The organism is Arthrobacter sp. CJ23, assembly GCF_024741795.1.
Lineage (GTDB): Bacteria > Actinomycetota > Actinomycetes > Actinomycetales > Micrococcaceae > Arthrobacter.
This window is the reverse complement of record NZ_CP102950.1, coordinates 3,855,439-3,871,393: the sequence shown is the minus strand read 5'-3', so window position 1 is coordinate 3,871,393 and position 15,955 is coordinate 3,855,439. Positions and strand designations below refer to the sequence as shown.

The window sequence follows — 15,955 nt, the reverse complement described above, 5'->3', positions numbered from 1 at the left end:
CGGACTCCGCCTCACTGCCGTGAACTCCATTCAGGCGGCACGAAGCTGGCTCCGCCGAACATGGGGAAGGAGACGAGCCCTTGCTGGTCGTGGAGCTGGCTCCATTGCCTGTTGATGCCGAAGGTTCCGTAGCGCCGCACGAGCGATACCCGGTCGAGGTCCAGCACACCGTAGAGGATCTCCTCGCCGCCCCGGGCCTGCTGCATGATGGTGCCCTCCGGGTCCACGATGACGCTTTCGCCGACGCCGCACGGGTCTGCGCCGTTGACGTTCACCACGTAGACCTGGTTGACGAAGGCGTTCGCCCGGGACATGACCACTTCCATTTCCCGGTCGCGGGTGGTGGTCAGGGTGGGCTGGATGATGACCTCGGCGCCGAGCCAGGCCAGTTGCCGGGACACTTCGGGGAAGCTGCCGTCGAAGCAGATGGCGAGCCCCACCCGGCCCTTGCCGGGGATGTCGAAGGTGACGAACGAGTCGCCGGGCGTGGTGGTTTCAAAGGGCCGCCAGGGGAACAGCTTCCGGTACCGCGCCACGATCTCACCTTCCGGTGAGACGGCGATCGCTGTGTTGTAGACGTTCCCGTTCTCTTCCTCCAGGAGGGAGCCCGGGACGAGCCACACTCCCAGCCGCCGGGCCAGCTGGCAGATCCGTGCGGTGAGGTCGCTCGGGATGGGGGCCGCAGAACGCGTATCAGCCGCGGGATCAGGCTGGAGGAACTCGCCCGGAGCGGAGAGCAGCAGCTCCGGCGCCACGATGATGTCCACGTCCGGCCCGGCATCCTTGGCACATTCGGCCTGATGCGCGAAGCGCTGCCAGGTGGCTTCGACGTCGTAGGGAACAGACCTGGTCTGGATGGCCGCTATGGACAGGACTCGCATTATGCCTCGGTTTCGTTGCTCAGAATGGTGGCCAGTTCGGCCCTGTTGGTGACGTTTCCACGCGGGATGGTTTGGCCCGAGAAGAAGTCCTTGAACCTGGGGCGCAGCAGTACGGTGACGATGGCGCCGAGGACCAGGGCGCCGATGCCGATCCAGAACACGGTTCCGATGCCCAGCCAGGAGAGCCCCACATACTCGGGGGAGAGCATGTCCAGGGCGCTGACCGCGAATGCCGCGATCATCATGGCCGCACCGACCGCGGGCAGCACGCCCTTCATCAGCAGGGAAGCCGGGGAGCCGCGCAGTTCCGGAGCGAAGTAGACCACGCATGCGACGGCGGTTGCGGCGTAGTAGGCGGCGATCAGGAGCCCGATCGAGAGGACAGCGAAGCCGATGAAGTCCGCGGCGATGGCCGTGAGGCCCACTGTCACCACCACACTCAGCAGGGCCCACCAGATGATCGCCGTCGTGGGGGTGCCGCGCAGGAGGTGCATCTCTGTGGTCGCCTTGGGAAGGGCCTTGTACGTGCCCATGCTGAGCCAGCCCCGCGGGGTGCTGACCGCGACGGTCATCAACGCCGCCAGGGCGGACAGCCCGATGGCCAGAACGATGACCTGCCCGAAGACCGGACCGGTGGCCTGGGGTCCCAGGACGGAGAGCACATCCGAGACGGTCTCCGGATCGGTGATGCCGGCGATTCCGGCGAAGCCGACGGCGGCCAGGGCCGTCACCACGTAGAACACCAGCAGGATGCTGGTGGTGATGACGACTGCCCGGCCCGGGGTGCTTTTCCGGTTGCTGGTCTCCTCGTTGACTGCGATCAACGCGTCCCAGCCCCAGTAGATGAACAGGCAGAGGATCACCCCGGACACGAGCCCGGAGAGGTCGCCGAAGGCGAAGGGATTCAGCCACTCCAGGCTGGGCGGCTCGGCGCCGTCGAGGGCATTGTTGCTGGCAATGGCCGTGAACGCGCCGATGCAGAAACCGCCGAGCGCTATGAGCTGCAGGGCGATGAGGGCGTACTGGAGCCATGCCGAAAGCTCGATTCCCCGGGCCGAGACCACTGCGCTGATGCAGATGAAGCCGCAGGCAATGAGGGCAACCAGGACGGGCTGCTCCGCCACGGCGGCAAGGCCCAGGAAACCCAGCAGGTAGGTGGTTGCCACCTGTGCGAGGGCAGCCGTGGCGATGAAGGTGGCGATCTGGGGAACCCATCCGCCCAGGAACCAGCCGGCACTGGGACCGAACACGCGGGTCATCCAGACGAATACGCCGCCGCAGTCCGGCATCTCCTTGTTGAGGTCCCGGAAAGCGAAGGCCGTGAACAGGATCGGGACGAAGCCCAGCAGGAAGGCTGCCGGGGTGTGCGCGCCCACGGCGAGGACCACGAAGCCCAGGGTGACGGCGAGGCTGTAGGCGGGGGCCACGGCGGCGAGCCCAAGGGCGACGGTGGGTCCGAGCCCGATGGAGCCGGCTTTGAGCCCTTTGTCGGAAGAACCCGGGGTGGTCGCCGGCGGAGCGAGCGGGGGAAGTGGGTGGTTCATGGGGACTCCTCATCGAATCGAAAATTTGAATGCCATTCAAATTTGAATCCCATTCAATATCTCGTTAGGCTCGCTGTCAAGACCTGAACTTTTCAGGGGGATGGGGAGAATCCGGATGGCGGGGCAGAGCAAGAGGGAACTCAAGCGGCAGCACATCGTGGCGTCGGCGCAGGCGGTGGCCGCCCGCGAGGGGTCCGGGGCTGCGACGCTGCGGGCAATTGCGGCCGAGGCCGGCATGGCACCCAACGCGGTGCTCTACTACTTCGGGAGCCTGGCGGACATTGCCGCTGCGGCCGTCCAGTCGTCGTCGGACCGGCTGCTGCAGCAGCTGAACGAAGCGGTCGCCTCGCATTCCACGCCCACTGCGAAGCTTGCGGCCGCGATCCGCTCGGGAACCATGGCCGGCCTGAACGACGACATCTCCAGGATTCTCTACGAGTACTGGCCGGACGCGCTGCGGGACGACGAGATGCGGCGGATCCAGGCGGAGCTCACGCGGGAACAGCAGTCCATCTACCAGGACATCATTGCCATGGGCGTTGCTTCCGGGGACTTCCGCGCCGCGATGGAACCGGCAGACATTGCGCGCATCCTGGTGGCCCAGGAAGACGGCCTGGTGATGGACGTCCTGGCCGGGGTAGCCAGCAGCCGCTACGTGCTTGAACTCAACGCGCGCCTCGCTGCAGTACTGCTCGACGCCGATCCCGCACAGCTCGTGTAGCCGGCACGCCCGGAACCCGGGGGCGGGCGGCATTCGACGACGGAAAAGCCGTCCGGGGAATACTCCCCGGACGGCTTCGTATCTTCCCGTCAGAGCGAGTAGAGCTCGAGGGTGGATATGCCGTGGCGGATCTCGGCGAGGATGCGCTGCTCGTCGGCCACGCGCTCGTCGGCTTTGTCCAGGACCGTTTCTGCGGCGTCCTTGGGCAGGATGACGACGCCGTCGGCGTCGCCGACCACCAAGTCGCCGGCACGGATGGTCAGGCCGCCCACCCGGACCGGGGAGGAGAAATCGCCGGCGTAGTCCTTGGCGGTGCCGACCACGGTGACGCTGCGGGAAAAGACCGGGAAGTCCATCCGGGCCATTTCCTCGCTGTCGCGGACGCCGCCGTCGATCACGAGCCCGGCGATGCCCCGGTGCTGGGCCGCGGCGGCGAGGATTTCACCCCAGTGCCCGTGCTCGGCGCCCTGCATGTCAACCACCAGGACGCTGCCCGAAGGCGCGTTCAGGACGGCGTGGTGCAGGGCGAGGTTGTCCCCGCCCACGCCGCGGACGGTGAAGGCGGGCCCGGCCACTTTGGCGCCGTGCCAGGCCGGTTTCAGCCCAGGGTCGCAGGCGCAGGGCAGTTTGGATGCTTCGTACAGGGTGGCTGTTGAATGTCCGCTGGCCGCGTTGCTCATTTTCTTGCCCCACTGAAGGTCGTGGTAGCCGAGGTCCCTGCGGGCCTGGACCAGGGTGGCACCGCCGTTGACGGCGGCGACGATGCGGGTTTCGGTGTCCTCGATGCCTTCGGCGATCTCCGCGACCTCGGCGGCGCGGGCCTGCGGCACGGCGAGGGCGCCGTCGGCGTCGGCGCAGATGATGTCCGCCGGCGAGATGCGGACATCATTGATGGTCACCTCGGTCTGGACGGCTACGAGCTGGACGCGGTCCTTGCCGGTGCGCATGAACCTGCCCCGGCTGAACAGAGGGTAGTTCTGCTGCAGCGAGGTGGCGATGTCGCGGCAGACACCGTTGATGACGGTTCCGGCGATCCCTCGCTCGGCGGCGACCTCGGTCATGATGCCGCCCCACACGGTCACGTCCGTGCGTCCCCCGTTGTCGATGACAATGACGGCGCCCGCCGGGACGTCGTCCAGGAAGTCACCCACGCTGCCGCGGGACTCGCCGGCCGGTGCGTACTGGACGGTGAAGGCCGGTCCGGTGGCCCGGAAGCCATAGGTCAACGGAGCCAGTCCGTGGAGGGTGCCGTGCAGGCCCAGCGCGTCCATGGCATCGGAGATGGAGGCGGTGGGCAGGGCTGCCAGGCGTTCGATGACGGTTGTTTCGGCGGTGGTGTTCATCAGTGTTCCTCGGTGATTTCAGATTCGGGGATTCCGGCCAGGCGCGCGTCGCGCATGGCTTCGTGAAGTGCGACGCCGGCCCTCAGCTCGGCGGCGATGGCCTGCTCGCGTGCGGCCACGCCCTGGGCGTGTTCCAGCACCTCTTCGAGGCGGCTGCCGGGGACCACCACGACGCCGGTCTCGTCTGCCAGGACCAGGTCTCCGGGGGTGACGGTCACCCCGCCCAGTTGGACGGGTTCGCCGGTGGAGCGCTGCTGCAGCCGGCCGCGGGCGGTCGCGGGGATGCGGCCCTTGGCGAAGACGGGAAAGCCGATCTCCCGTGTCTCGTGGACGTCCCGGCAGGCGCCGTCGGCAACCACGCCGCGGACACCGTTCAGGGAGGCGCCCAGGCTCAGGAGCCCGCCCCAGCAGGACACGTCCGTGCGGCCGTCGTTGGCCACCACGATCACGTTGCTGCTGTTCGCGTCGGCCACGGCGGTGGCTCCGATGTGCGCGCCGGAGGGTCCGGGGGCATACAGTGAAGGTCTAGTTCTGTATCGCTGTAAGAGGAAAGGCGACTCAATCTCATGGTCGAAGTCCGGCAGGCCCGGTATTTCGCAGCCGTCGCCGAAGAACTGCATTTTGGGCGCGCGGCCGAGCGGCTCAACATGTCCCAGCCGCCGCTGAGCCAGGCAATCCTGCAGCTTGAACGCCAGCTGGGCACGGAGCTGTTGACCCGTCCCAGCCGCTCGGTGCTGCTGACGGACGCCGGAAAGCTGTTCCTGGAAGGATGCCGGCTGCTGGTGCAGGCCGCGGAGCGGGCCGCGGAAGTGGCCGCCCCGCGCCAAGTCCGGGATGGCAGGCACGCTGCGCATCGGTTCGGTGACCTCTGCCTTTGACCGGCTACTGCTGGAGGTGCTGGAGCGCTTCCGCAACGACTGGCCCGACGTCGAGCTGCAGGTCTCGGAAATCGACACGCACCACGGGCGGGACCGGCTGCTGCGGCGCGAGTTGGACGTCGCGATCATCCGCCAATCGGGATCCGGCCGCGGGCTCAGCTCGGTCCCCTTGCGCAGGGACCGCTTTGTCATCGCCCTGCCCGCCTCGCATCCCTTGGCGGGCGAGCAGGGGGCGGTGGACCTGGCCCGGCGCGTGGACCTCGTGGAGCTGTCCCTCGTGAGCCGCGCCGGCGAACCGGAGCCCATCACCCGGCACTTCATCGACTGCGCGCAGCAAACCGCCCTCGGCGACTAACCGGGCCCTTCGCGTACCCGCTCAGATCGGTCAGCGGCGCACCCGATAGCGCAGGTGAAGCACCCGGTTGCCCTGAATCACCACGTCAGGATCCTCCAACAGGTGCTGCGCGTGGACCGACCCGAAGTAGCGCTTGCCGGACCCGAACATGACGGGTACGACGTCCATGCGAACCTCGTCGACCAGGCCCGCGGCAAGCACCTGGCCACCCACGTCGCCAGCAGCGACCTCGACCAAGCGGTCGCCCGCAAGCTCCTGCGCCTTGGCCACGGCTGCCTCGACGCCGTCGACGAAGTGAAACGGCGCCTCGGGGTCCCAGCCCTCGGGCTGGGGCCGGTGCGTCACGACGACCACGTGGTCGATCCCGCTCGGAGGCTTCCCGTCCCAGCCGTCCGTCATGTCGAAGACGTGGCGGCCGGCGATTGTCACCCCGATCTGGTCCCAGTACGCCCGGGTGTAGTCGTAAGATGTCTGCGACACCTTCAACTCGCCACTCTCTTCCAACGGCACGTCACCGCTGGTCAACCAGTCGAACAGGGGTCCGGGTTGGTCGTTCTCGTCCGCGATGAAGCCGTCCACCGACACCGAGCTGTACATGACCACCTTGCCCATGGGGCGCTCCTTTGCTTTGGCGTGCCCCAAGATTAGCGGCTTCAAGGTTCATGGTGAAGGGCACGGTGTCGCAGTGATGTGACGGGGCTCGTAGCCCTGCCGGCGGGCGGGAACGGAACGGACCGGACCCTAGGAAAACACCGGGGAGTCCCGGGGGACCAGGACCTTGACGGCGGCCGGGAGGATCTCAACGGTTGCCGGAAGCGGGGCGAGCATCTCGCCGTCGGCGTAGACATGCAGGGGCTTGTTGGCGCTGATGGTGACGCTGCGGCCATGCGTGAAGCCGACCCCCGGAGTGCCCAGATGCGTGCCGCGGTAGGAGCGCAGGAAGGTGGCAACGACCCGGAAGATCGAGGCCCGTCCCAGGCTGACCACATCCAGAAGGCCGTCATCCACCTTGGCCTCCGGGCAGATGCGCAGCCCGCCGCCGTATTGGCCCACGTTGCCCACCGCCACAAACCAGCCGGGGAAGACCGTCTCCTTGCCGTCCACGGTGACGGTGAAGGTCACGTCCTTCCATTCCCGGAGAGCCTTCAGCCCGCCGTACAGGTACGTCAGCGATCCGAGGTTCAGCTCCGTGCTGTTGCCGTATTCGTTGGCGAGGCCGTCGAATCCGACATTGGCCACGCCAAAGTAGGCGCGCCCGTTGACCAGGCCCAGGTCCACGTCCCGCACCACCAGCTGCGGGATGTTGCGGACGGTCTGGACCGGGTCGATCCCGAGTCCCAGCCGGCGCACGGTGTCATTGCCGCGGCCGCCCGCCAGTGGAAGGAGGACGACGCCGGAATCGCGTGCCCCGCAGGCGGCCGCCCCGAGGAAGCCGTCACCGCCCAGCACGGCCACGATGCTTCCCGGGGCTGCTTCGCGGGCTTTCCGCGTCGCTTCCTCCAGGCTTTCCGTGACCACGACGGCGGGCGTGAAACCTGCTGCGCGGAGCGCTGCGGCGGTTTCCGTGCAGAAGCGCAGGCCCCTGCCGCGGCCCGATGCCGGATTGACCAGCAGGAGCACCTCGCCTCCCTGCGCTGCGGTCATTCCGCACTCCCTTCGCCCGCCGTGGAACCAGCCGTGATGTCCGAATCATCGCCCATGCCGGTACCCAGCTCGAGGATCTCCTCCGCCGTGGCGCGGGCCTTTGCGGCGTCGTCGGGGACCAGGGCCAGGCGCGTGCGCCGCTCCAGGAGGTCCTCCACGCTGGATGCCCCTTCGGCGCGGACCCCGAACAGGAGCTCGGCCCCGGTGATCTCCGTCCCCTCGAACAGGGGCCGGGCCAGCCGGGCGTCCTGCTGCTGAAGCCGGTACACCGTGACGGCCTCCGTTCCGTATTTGGCCACCAGCCGCGCAGGTGCGTCGACGGCGTCGAGCTCTTCCCGCGGGGCGGCGCCCACCAGCGGGAGCGTCCTGGTGCGGGACAGCTGATCCACCGCAAGCCGTGCCGTGGCGGCATCCACCGCGTCCTGGGCCATCCGCCGGTAGGTGGTCAGCTTGCCGCCCACCACGGTGATGGGTTCCCCAGGAACGTCCCGGACCAGGTGCCGGCGCGAAATGTCGGCGGTTTCGGAGCTCTTCCCGGCATCCGCCGCCCGGACCAGCGGCCGCAGCCCCGCAAACGTCCCCACAATGTCGGCGCGCGTCAGCGGCACGGCAAGGGTGGTGTTCACGACGTCCAGGAGGAAATCGACGTCGTGCTCCGGGACCTGCGGGCGGTGCCCGTCCGCAAGGCGGTCCTCCTCATCCGTGAGCCCGATGTAGACCACCCCGGTGGCTTGCGGCAGCACAAAGACGTAGCGGCCAAAGTGGCCCGGCACCGCCACGGTGTGGGCTGCATGCGGATTGCCCAGCCGCTCCGAGCGCACCACCAGGTGCGTTCCGCGGCTGGGGGTGACCGCCAGGTTCCTCTCCAGCTCGGCCGCCCACACGCCGCTGGCATTGACCACGGTACGGGCCTTGATCTGCAGCTGGGCTCCGGTGCGGGTGTCCACGGCATCAATGCTCGTCGCGCCCAGCGCCGTTGCCTTCACGTCGCGGACCATGTGCGCGCCATGGGCGGCGGCTGTCCGGAGCACCCCCAGGACCAGCCGCGCATCGTCCACCAGCTGTCCGTCCCAGTACAGGAAACCGCGCCGCAGCTGCCCCGGATTCAGGGCGGGGGCCAACGCTGCCGTTGCCTGGCTGGACAGGAGCTGCGGCCGGGGAAGTACGTTGCTGCCCAGTCCGGAGAAGCGGCGCAGCACGTCATAGAGGACCACTCCGGCCCCGGCTGCGAGTCCTCCCAGGGCGGGGGCGCCGCGGCTGTCCGGGATGACGAAGCCCAGCGGGCGGACCAGGTGCGGGGCGATCCGGCTCATGAGCCACCGCCGCTCCACGGCCGATTCCCAGGCGACGCCGAAGTCCATCCTGGCAAGGTAGCGGAGGCCGCCGTGGACCAGTTTTGAACTGTAGCCGCTGGTGCCGGACGCGAAGTCGTTGCTCTCGATCAGGGCCACGCTCAGGCCGCGGCTCACGGCGTCCAGGGCCACTCCGGCGCCGGTGATTCCGCCGCCCACCACCGCAACGTCCACGGTGTGCCTGGCCAGGTGCGCCAGGGACCGGCGGCGGCTGGCGTCATTGATCCAGCTTGGGCTCTCTGCTTGCTGCGTTGTCACGGGCCTGTCCTTTGCTGCCATCGTTCGACGGCGTGAGGTAGCGTTCCAGCATCTTCTTCAGCTCGGCGAGGGAATCGTCGAACGTGCCCATCCGGATCAGGACTTTCGAGGAGAGGGCCACGCCCTGCAGGGCAAGCAGCAGTGAGACGGCGGTGCCGGGGGTGGCCTCGATGCTGCCGTCCTCCAGGCCGACGGCGATCAAAGCCTCCAGGCGGGAGAGAACCAGCTGCTGGCTCTGCCCGAAGCGGTCGGTGACGTAGGGAATGAGGAATTCGGGGTCCCGTTCGCCAATGGAGGCCAGCACTTCCGAGGTGGCGAAAACACTTACGCTTTCGACGGCGAACTGGACCAGTTGTGCGCGGCCGTTGCCGGTGGTGCTGGCAGCCTGGGCGGCTTCCGCGTAGGCGCCGAACTCGTGCGTCAGCATCTGGAGCACGGCGTTCTCCACGGTGCCCATCCTTCGGTAAAAGGTCATGCGTGAAACGCCTGCGCGGTCGGCAATATCGTTGGCCGTGGTGCGGCGGATTCCGTGGCGGATGACCGATTCCCGGGTGGCGGCGAGGATCTTCTTGTCGCCCACAGGGATGGTACGTTGTGACTTCATGTGTAACACTGTATCCCATGGTGACGCACATTACAGAGGAAATCGCGCGGTCAGTTTGGTACGGGTGGGGGGACCCGGCGCGGGCACGGCCCCTGAGCCAGGCCGCGCTCAAGCTCCTCCGGGAGGAGCTGAAACTTTCCAGCACCGAGCCCTCCCAGCCTCCCGTTCAGCTGTCCGAGGTGCGGTTGGGCCCGGTGCGCCTGCACGAGGAGGTCCTTGCCGAACTCCGGGCAATCTGCGGACCGCAGCACGTCTCAACCGAGGCCCGTGACCGCATCGAGCACGCCGGGGGCAAGAGCACCCCCGACCTGTTGCGCCGCCGCGCCGGGGACGCCCTCGACGCGCCAGACGCCGTCGTTTTCCCCGCCGACAGCGCGGAAATACGCCAGCTCCTGGAACTCTGCGGCCGGCGCCGGCTGGCCGTGGTCTCGTTCGGCGGCGGCACCTCGGTGGTGGGCGGCGTGGAGCCGCTCCGCGGCCGCTTTGACGGCGTCATCACCGTGGACCTGCGCCGGATGGACAAACTGCTCAGCATCGATCCGGTGTCCCGCACGGCCACCTTTGAAGCGGGAATCCGCGGCCCGGCCATCGAGGCCGCACTCTCAGCCCATGGCTTTACGCTGGGGCACCTGCCGCAGAGCCACCAGCAGGCCACCCTGGGCGGATACATTGCCACGCGTTCCGCTGGCCAGGCCTCCACCGGCTACGGCCGCTCGGACGATCTGGTGAAGTCAGTCCACCTCGAGACCCCGGTGGGGCCCTTCGACGCCGGCAGCGACGCGCCGGGTACTGCCGCGGGACCCAAGCTGCTGGACGTCGTCGTCGGGAGTGAAGGCATCTTTGGCGTGATCACCTCGGCGACCGTGAAAATCACCCCGGCGCCGCGGCACAAGAGCTACGGTGCGTGGTCCTTCCCGTCCTTCGAAGCCGGCGTCGAGGCCCTGCGCCGCCTGCGCCACGAGGGCGTCCGCGGCGACATGCCGCATGTCTGCCGGCTCAGCGATCCCGACGAAACCGCCACCACCTTCAAACTTGGCGGCCCGAAAACCGAACTGCTGGGACGCTACCTGGCCCTGCGCGGCCAGAAGAGCCCGGCGCTGGCACTCCTCGTCTGGGAGGGCGACGCCCGCGAAACCCGCGCCCGCAAGCGGCGCAGCGCCCGGATCATGCGCCAGGCTGGCGGCGTGCTGCTGGGTCCGCTGCCCGGCGAATCCTGGGAACACGGGCGGTTCAGCGGGCCGTACATGCGCGATGAACTGCTCACCCGCGGCGTGTACGTCGAAACGCTCGAAACCGCCGCGAGCTGGACCAAGGCGGGCGCCAGCTACACGAGCGTCCGGCAGGCCATTTTCGATGCGCTGGAGGAAAAGGGCGGCGGCGCCTACGTCCAGGCGCACGTTTCGCATGTCTACTCCGACGGCGCCTCGCTGTATTTCACCTTCCTCGGCGGGCTCGAGGAGGACGGGCTCGCGCAGAATGCCCGCATCAAGGACGCAGCCTCCCGGGCGATCGTCGCGGCCGGCGCCACCATCACGCACCACCACGCGGTGGGCACGGAGCACGCCCCGTACATGCGTGCGGAGATCGGCGGGCTGGGCGTCAGGGTGCTCCAGGGAATCAAGGACGTGCTGGACCCCCAGGGCATCATGAACCCGGGCAAGCTCATCCCGGCCGCAACGGAGGAAACAGCCTGAACGCTGCCGGAAGATAGAGTGTCACGGTGAAGATTGCCCTGGCCTCCGACGGCGCCGAGCTCGCCTGGACCGACGCGGGCGAGGGCCAGCCGCTGCTCCTGATCGCCGGCCAGGCGACGGCCATGGACGGTTGGGGCCCGACGGCGGAGGCCCTGTCCCGCTGGTTCCGCGTCATCCGCTTTGATCACCGCGGGATCGGCGGCAGCGGCGACGGCGACGCCGGGCGCTACACCACCAGGCTCCTGGCGGCCGATGCGGCCGCAGTCCTGGACGCCGCCGGCGTCGAGGCCGCCCACGTGTACGGCCACTCAATGGGTGGACGAATCGCCCAATGGCTGGCCATCGACCACCCGCACCGGGTGCGGGCTCTGATTCTCGCGGCCACCAGCGGCGGGAAGCGTCCGGGAGGGGACCTGCCCGGGGCCGGGCCCACCCCGGCCGCTCTGGAGGCGCTGGTCAGCGGCGACGCCGCGCGCCTGGAACCCCTGTTCTTCGACCCCGGCTGGGCGCGGAACCACCCCGAGGCAGTACGCACCTTCTTCAACTCACGGGCCTCCGCCTGGGCCAAGGCGCGCCACTTCCGGGCCAGCCGCGACCATGACGCCTGGGGCGAGCTCGGCGCCATCCACGCCCCCACGCTCATCCTCCACGGCACTGACGACGCGCTGACGCCACTGCCCAACGCGGTCCTGCTGCACCAGCACATCCGCCGTTCCACGCTGGTCAAGGTTCCCGGCGCCGGCCACGGCCTCCACTTGGACCACCCTGAGACCGTCGACTGGATCCGGCAGTTCATCGCAGCCAAGGCCCCGCTGAAAACGGCCTGAGCGTTCCCGCGCCAGGGCCTGGCCTGGGCCTTGCCGCACCAGGGCCCGGCCTGGGCCTTGCCGCACCAGGGCCCGGCCTGGGCCTTACCGGGGTCAGCGCAGGCCGCGGAAGAACGTGCGCACGTCATCCACCAGGGACATCTCACTGGTTGTTCATTGCGCCGAAACCGCAGGGCTGCTGCGCGTTATTACGCGGCGGGAAGTCTTTTGACGCACCCGTTCACCCCTTATGGGCGGAATCACCGCAGAACCCGAGTTAGGACTCCCTCATGCGCCTGAAAAGCTTCCAGACCGCCGCAGCAGCGGCTCTCATCGCAGCCAGCGTCGGCACCGGAATCCAGCCCGCCTTTGCCGCGGACGATGCGGCTGCCGCGCAGCAGGCGTTCAGCTTCGGCGTCATAGGCGACATCCCCTATGGCGCCGCTGAAATCGCGAAGTTCCCCGCCAGGATCCAGGACATCAATGCCGATAGCGGACTGAAATTCGTCACCCACGTGGGCGATATCAAGAATGGTTCCTCAGTCTGTTCGGATGAATACTTCCAGCACATCCGGGCCGAGTTCGACACCTTTGAGCACCCGCTGATCTTCACGCCCGGCGACAACGAATGGGTGGACTGCCACCGGACCAACAACGGCGCGTACAACCCGTTGGAGCGCCTGGACAAGCTGCGCGAGGTCTTCTTCAGTGAACCGGGCAAGACCATGGGGGCCACGATGCCCCTCAAGACCCAGGAAAACCTCGGGCTGCCCGAAAATGTCCGTTTCACGCAGAACCGCGTGGCTTTCTCGGTGATCAATGTCCAGGGCAGCAACAACTCGCTCCTTCCGTGGACCGGCCTCGGCGAAGCCGCCGCAACACCGGAGCAGCTGGCCGAAGTGGAGCACCGCACGGGAGCCGTCCTGGCCCAGCTGCGGGAGACGTTCAGTGACGCCACGCGCCGCAACGACCGGGCCGTGGTCCTCATGACCCAGGCCGACATGTTCGACCCTTCACTGCTGGACGCCGCCCTGGCAAACCCCGGCATGGTCTCCGGGTTCCGTGAAATTGTGGAAACCCTCATCGAGGAGAGCAACAGCTTCGACGGTCCCGTGTACCTCATCAACGGTGACAGCCACGTTTTCGCCGAAAACCAGCCGCTGGCCGAAGGATCGCCGTGGCTTGAGGTCTACGGTCAGGACGCAGCGGCCGATGATCTGCAGCGGATCACCGTGGACGGCTCCGCCAACGCCACCAACTACGTCCGGTTCACAGTGGCCGGAAATGGCGACAAGGGTGCCGACATCCTGTCTTGGGAAAAGGTCCCCTTCACCGGCTAGCGGCAAGGGTGGAAGGCGGCGGCGTCGACGAGGGTTGAAGCCATTGACATCCCCGGTCCGCGGGCATATCGTACAACCAAATGGTTGTAGATCAGCTCAGTGAGGCGGAAGCCGACCGCCTCTTCCAGGCCTTCGCCGACGCCACCCGCCGGGACATCGTGCGCCGGGTGACGGTGGGCGAGTATTCGGTATCCGGTCTCGCTGCGCTCTACGCCATGAGTTTCGCCGCCGTCCAGAAGCATGTGGCGGTGCTGGAACGGGCTTCCCTGGTCACCAAGGAGAAGCGCGGAAGGGAGCAGATCGTGCGGGGGAACCATGATGGACTGCAAGAGGCCCGGCGTCTGTTGGATCAATTCGAAATGATCTGGCGGCAACGTGCCGACCGGATCGCGGAAATTCTCGCTGAAGATTAGGAAGGGATCTGCCATGACTGTTGTCAGCGTGGACAAGAATGCCGAGGCCCTGAGCCTCACCGTCGTTGCCGAATTCGAGGCCGGCGTGGAACGCGTCTGGAGAATCTGGGAGGACCCGCGCCAGCTTGAGCGCTGGTGGGGACCGCCCACCTGGCCGGCCACGTTCGAAACCCACGAGTTCACCCCCGGTGGCAAGGCCGCCTACTACATGACAGGCCCCGACGGGACCACGGCCCGGGGCTGGTGGAAGTTCACTACCGTCAACGCGCCTGACCACCTTGAGTTCGACGACGGCTTCGCCGACGACCAGGGCGCACCCGTGGACGAAATGGGAGTCACGCACGCCACTGTGAAGCTCGAGCCGCTCGGCGACCGCACCCGTATGACCATCTCCACGAGCTTCGAATCGGAGGAACAGCTCCAGAAGATGTCCGAGATGGGCATGGAAGAAGGCCTTCGTGAGGCCATCGGCCAGATCGACGCGCTCCTGGCTGAGTAGTACCAACTCAAGAAGCGCTTAACGCAAGGGAACGACGGCGGGAGCCTCCCGCCGTCGTTCCCTGCCGTTTGATGCTTGTGACTTTTCCGCTTCGTGGAACTAGCCTTCCATTATTTACATCAGCGCCGCTAGTGCGTAGCGCGGCCGAAACAAGCCGCCCATAGCGTCGTCTGTGACCTCGGCCGCGACTCCTGCGTGGCCTCACACAGATAGGCGCCGCCATGAAGATCCCCATACCTCCCTCCGCTGCCCTCCCCGCGGTGAAGAAGCCCCTGTACAAGTCGTTGTTCGTCCAGATCGCGGTTGCTGTCGTGCTCGGGATAGGCATCGGCTACTTCTGGCCGAACGTTGGATCCGCACTCCGCCCTCTCGGCGACGGCTTTATCCAGCTCATCAAGATGATCATCGCCCCGTTGATCTTCCTGGTGATCGTCACCGGCATATCGGCGGTGGGGGACGTAAAGTCGGTCGGCCGGGTAGGCGTCAAGGCCCTGATCTACTTCACCGGCGCCACCCTTTTTGCGCTGGCCTTTGGGCTGGTGGTGGCCAACATTGTCCAGCCCGGTGCAGGCCTGAACATCGACCCCGCGAGCCTTTCGCAAGACGCGCTCAATGCCAAGACCAGCACGGCGCCGCCCAAGGACGCCGGCCAGTTCCTGCTGGGCATCATCCCCACCAGCGTGATCGGCGCCTTCGCGTCCAACACACTGCTTCAGGTCCTGTGCTTCTCTGTCTTCTTTGGCGCGGCCATCGTGGTGGTCGGACGAGACAAATGCAAGCCCGTCATCGACGTCATGGAGACCACCCTCGAGCTGTTCTTCAAGATCATGGCCTGGGTGATGCGCGTTGCACCCATTGGCGCTTTCGGAGCCATGGCCTTCATTATCGGCCAATACGGCCTCAGCTCCCTCAGCACGTACGCGCTTCTGATCGCTGCCTGCTACGGTTCAGCCCTCGTTTTCATCGGGCTGCTGTTCATCGTGGCCTGGGTCTACCCGCGGGTTCCACTGTGGAAGTTCATCAAATACTCCCGCGAAGAATTCCTGCTGGCGCTGGGCACCGCTTCCACGGAATCCGTCCTTCCGAGGATCATGACGAAACTGACCGATGCCGGGTGCTCCCGGGCAACCACGGGCCTCGTAGTGCCTACCGGGTATTCCTTCAACCTTGACGGCGCGGCACTATACCTTTCGATCTCCCTCCTTTTCCTCGCCCAGGCATTTGGGCACAACCTCGACCTCGGACAGCAGTTGGCAGCCCTCGGCATTCTCATGCTGACCTCCAAGGGCATGGCTGGAGTTCCCGGCTCCGCGTTCCTGGCACTCTCCGCAACCGCTGGTGCGCTGGGCATCTTCCCCGTGGCAGGTGTGGCGCTGCTGCTCGGAGCCGACCGGCTCATGGACTCGATGCGCGTGGTGGTCAACCTGCTGGGGAACTGCGTAGCGACGTTTGTGGTGTCCAAATGGGAGGGCCAATTCGACCGCGACGCAATGCTCGCCGTACTCAACCGGCAAGACGTTGTCACCGAGGAGCCTTCTGGCCACACGTCCGGAGCGGAGCGGACCGAATCGCAGCCGGACAAAACCGCCGTCCCGGCAGCTCGGTGAGCCATGAGACCGGAAC

The 15,955-nt window shown here is 67.2% G+C and carries 17 protein-coding genes; 9 read left to right on the top strand and 8 right to left on the bottom strand.

The window, feature by feature from the left end; translation table 11 throughout:
* Positions 1–11 precede the first annotated feature (11 nt).
* Both NVV90_RS17425 and NVV90_RS17420 read right to left on the bottom strand, forming a co-directional pair.
* The gene (locus tag NVV90_RS17425) at positions 12–881 is read right to left on the bottom strand and encodes a carbon-nitrogen hydrolase family protein (RefSeq protein ID WP_258438501.1); all 870 of its coding nucleotides are present in this window, start codon (positions 879–881) and stop codon (positions 12–14) included.
* On the bottom strand, positions 881–2,425 hold the full coding sequence (locus NVV90_RS17420; RefSeq protein ID WP_258438500.1) for an APC family permease: 1,545 nt from the start codon (positions 2,423–2,425) through the stop codon (positions 881–883). Before NVV90_RS17420 ends, NVV90_RS17425 begins: the two co-directional genes overlap by 1 nt.
* 115 nt (positions 2,426–2,540) lie before the next feature.
* Here NVV90_RS17420 and NVV90_RS17415 point away from each other — a divergent pair, with 115 nt between their 5' ends.
* Complete coding sequence (locus tag NVV90_RS17415; RefSeq protein ID WP_258438499.1) at positions 2,541–3,146, top strand: TetR/AcrR family transcriptional regulator; 606 nt, start codon at positions 2,541–2,543, stop codon at positions 3,144–3,146.
* Between the two features lie 89 nt (positions 3,147–3,235).
* Here NVV90_RS17415 and NVV90_RS17410 read toward each other — a convergent pair whose 3' ends face one another.
* Both NVV90_RS17410 and NVV90_RS17405 read right to left on the bottom strand, forming a co-directional pair.
* Positions 3,236–4,489 carry an RraA family protein gene (locus NVV90_RS17410; protein ID WP_258438498.1) on the bottom strand — a complete coding sequence of 418 codons (1,254 nt, stop codon included), beginning with the start codon at positions 4,487–4,489 and terminating at the stop codon, positions 3,236–3,238.
* Positions 4,489–4,962, bottom strand: a complete 474-nt coding sequence (locus NVV90_RS17405) for an RraA family protein (protein WP_258438497.1) — start codon at positions 4,960–4,962, stop codon at positions 4,489–4,491. Before NVV90_RS17405 ends, NVV90_RS17410 begins: the two co-directional genes overlap by 1 nt.
* A 93-nt stretch (positions 4,963–5,055) precedes the next feature.
* Here NVV90_RS17405 and NVV90_RS17400 point away from each other — a divergent pair, with 93 nt between their 5' ends.
* Both NVV90_RS17400 and NVV90_RS17395 read left to right on the top strand, forming a co-directional pair.
* The gene (locus tag NVV90_RS17400) at positions 5,056–5,367 is read left to right on the top strand and encodes a LysR family transcriptional regulator (protein ID WP_258438496.1); all 312 of its coding nucleotides are present in this window, start codon (positions 5,056–5,058) and stop codon (positions 5,365–5,367) included.
* Positions 5,324–5,722 carry a LysR substrate-binding domain-containing protein gene (locus tag NVV90_RS17395; protein WP_258438495.1) on the top strand — a complete coding sequence of 133 codons (399 nt, stop codon included), beginning with the start codon at positions 5,324–5,326 and terminating at the stop codon, positions 5,720–5,722. The genes NVV90_RS17400 and NVV90_RS17395 overlap by 44 nt, the downstream gene beginning before the upstream one ends.
* A gap of 30 nt (positions 5,723–5,752) precedes the next feature.
* On the opposite strand, the gene NVV90_RS17390 is transcribed toward NVV90_RS17395, so the two are convergent.
* From NVV90_RS17390 to NVV90_RS17375, 4 genes are all read right to left on the bottom strand, one after another.
* A complete protein-coding gene (locus NVV90_RS17390) occupies positions 5,753–6,334 on the bottom strand; it encodes a dihydrofolate reductase family protein (RefSeq protein ID WP_258438494.1) in 582 nt (193 codons plus the stop codon).
* 129 nt (positions 6,335–6,463) lie between these two features.
* The gene (locus tag NVV90_RS17385) at positions 6,464–7,366 is read right to left on the bottom strand and encodes a diacylglycerol kinase family protein (protein WP_258438493.1); all 903 of its coding nucleotides are present in this window, start codon (positions 7,364–7,366) and stop codon (positions 6,464–6,466) included.
* Complete coding sequence (locus tag NVV90_RS17380; RefSeq protein ID WP_258438492.1) at positions 7,363–8,976, bottom strand: glycerol-3-phosphate dehydrogenase/oxidase; 1,614 nt, start codon at positions 8,974–8,976, stop codon at positions 7,363–7,365. Before NVV90_RS17380 ends, NVV90_RS17385 begins: the two co-directional genes overlap by 4 nt.
* Positions 8,936–9,580, bottom strand: a complete 645-nt coding sequence (locus tag NVV90_RS17375) for a TetR/AcrR family transcriptional regulator (RefSeq protein WP_258438491.1) — start codon at positions 9,578–9,580, stop codon at positions 8,936–8,938. Before NVV90_RS17375 ends, NVV90_RS17380 begins: the two co-directional genes overlap by 41 nt.
* A 17-nt stretch (positions 9,581–9,597) precedes the next feature.
* Here NVV90_RS17375 and NVV90_RS17370 point away from each other — a divergent pair, with 17 nt between their 5' ends.
* From NVV90_RS17370 to NVV90_RS17345, 6 genes are all read left to right on the top strand, one after another.
* A complete protein-coding gene (locus NVV90_RS17370; RefSeq protein WP_258438490.1) occupies positions 9,598–11,274 on the top strand; it encodes an FAD-binding oxidoreductase in 1,677 nt (558 codons plus the stop codon).
* A gap of 26 nt (positions 11,275–11,300) precedes the next feature.
* Positions 11,301–12,101 carry an alpha/beta fold hydrolase gene (locus NVV90_RS17365; protein WP_258438489.1) on the top strand — a complete coding sequence of 267 codons (801 nt, stop codon included), beginning with the start codon at positions 11,301–11,303 and terminating at the stop codon, positions 12,099–12,101.
* A gap of 269 nt (positions 12,102–12,370) precedes the next feature.
* Entirely contained in the window at positions 12,371–13,420 is a 1,050-nt protein-coding gene (locus NVV90_RS17360) for a hypothetical protein (protein ID WP_258438488.1), read from the top strand.
* 80 nt (positions 13,421–13,500) lie between these two features.
* Positions 13,501–13,833 carry a helix-turn-helix transcriptional regulator gene (locus NVV90_RS17355; RefSeq protein WP_258438487.1) on the top strand — a complete coding sequence of 111 codons (333 nt, stop codon included), beginning with the start codon at positions 13,501–13,503 and terminating at the stop codon, positions 13,831–13,833.
* Between the two features lie 13 nt (positions 13,834–13,846).
* Positions 13,847–14,332: an SRPBCC domain-containing protein gene (locus NVV90_RS17350; RefSeq protein ID WP_258438486.1), complete on the top strand. Its 486-nt coding sequence runs from the start codon at positions 13,847–13,849 to the stop codon at positions 14,330–14,332.
* Positions 14,333–14,553: 221 nt separating this feature from the next.
* Positions 14,554–15,939 carry a cation:dicarboxylate symporter family transporter gene (locus NVV90_RS17345; protein WP_258438485.1) on the top strand — a complete coding sequence of 462 codons (1,386 nt, stop codon included), beginning with the start codon at positions 14,554–14,556 and terminating at the stop codon, positions 15,937–15,939.
* Positions 15,940–15,955 lie beyond the last annotated feature (16 nt).

What these genes read in the sequence shown, in the direction of transcription:
- NVV90_RS17425 (WP_258438501.1), bottom strand. Translation starts at nt 881, where the DNA reads ATGCGAGTCCTGTCCATAGCGGCCATCCAGACCAGGTCTGTTCCCTAC.
- NVV90_RS17400 (WP_258438496.1), top strand. Translation starts at nt 5,056, where the DNA reads ATGGTCGAAGTCCGGCAGGCCCGGTATTTCGCAGCCGTCGCCGAAGAA.
- NVV90_RS17360 (WP_258438488.1), top strand. Translation starts at nt 12,371, where the DNA reads ATGCGCCTGAAAAGCTTCCAGACCGCCGCAGCAGCGGCTCTCATCGCA.
- NVV90_RS17370 (WP_258438490.1), top strand. Translation starts at nt 9,598, where the DNA reads ATGGTGACGCACATTACAGAGGAAATCGCGCGGTCAGTTTGGTACGGG.
- NVV90_RS17355 (WP_258438487.1), top strand. Translation starts at nt 13,501, where the DNA reads ATGGTTGTAGATCAGCTCAGTGAGGCGGAAGCCGACCGCCTCTTCCAG.
- NVV90_RS17390 (WP_258438494.1), bottom strand. Translation starts at nt 6,334, where the DNA reads ATGGGCAAGGTGGTCATGTACAGCTCGGTGTCGGTGGACGGCTTCATC.
- NVV90_RS17410 (WP_258438498.1), bottom strand. Translation starts at nt 4,489, where the DNA reads ATGAACACCACCGCCGAAACAACCGTCATCGAACGCCTGGCAGCCCTG.
- NVV90_RS17375 (WP_258438491.1), bottom strand. Translation starts at nt 9,580, where the DNA reads ATGAAGTCACAACGTACCATCCCTGTGGGCGACAAGAAGATCCTCGCC.
- NVV90_RS17345 (WP_258438485.1), top strand. Translation starts at nt 14,554, where the DNA reads ATGAAGATCCCCATACCTCCCTCCGCTGCCCTCCCCGCGGTGAAGAAG.
- NVV90_RS17415 (WP_258438499.1), top strand. Translation starts at nt 2,541, where the DNA reads ATGGCGGGGCAGAGCAAGAGGGAACTCAAGCGGCAGCACATCGTGGCG.
- NVV90_RS17385 (WP_258438493.1), bottom strand. Translation starts at nt 7,366, where the DNA reads ATGACCGCAGCGCAGGGAGGCGAGGTGCTCCTGCTGGTCAATCCGGCA.
- NVV90_RS17395 (WP_258438495.1), top strand. Translation starts at nt 5,324, where the DNA reads ATGGCAGGCACGCTGCGCATCGGTTCGGTGACCTCTGCCTTTGACCGG.
- NVV90_RS17420 (WP_258438500.1), bottom strand. Translation starts at nt 2,425, where the DNA reads ATGAACCACCCACTTCCCCCGCTCGCTCCGCCGGCGACCACCCCGGGT.
- NVV90_RS17350 (WP_258438486.1), top strand. Translation starts at nt 13,847, where the DNA reads ATGACTGTTGTCAGCGTGGACAAGAATGCCGAGGCCCTGAGCCTCACC.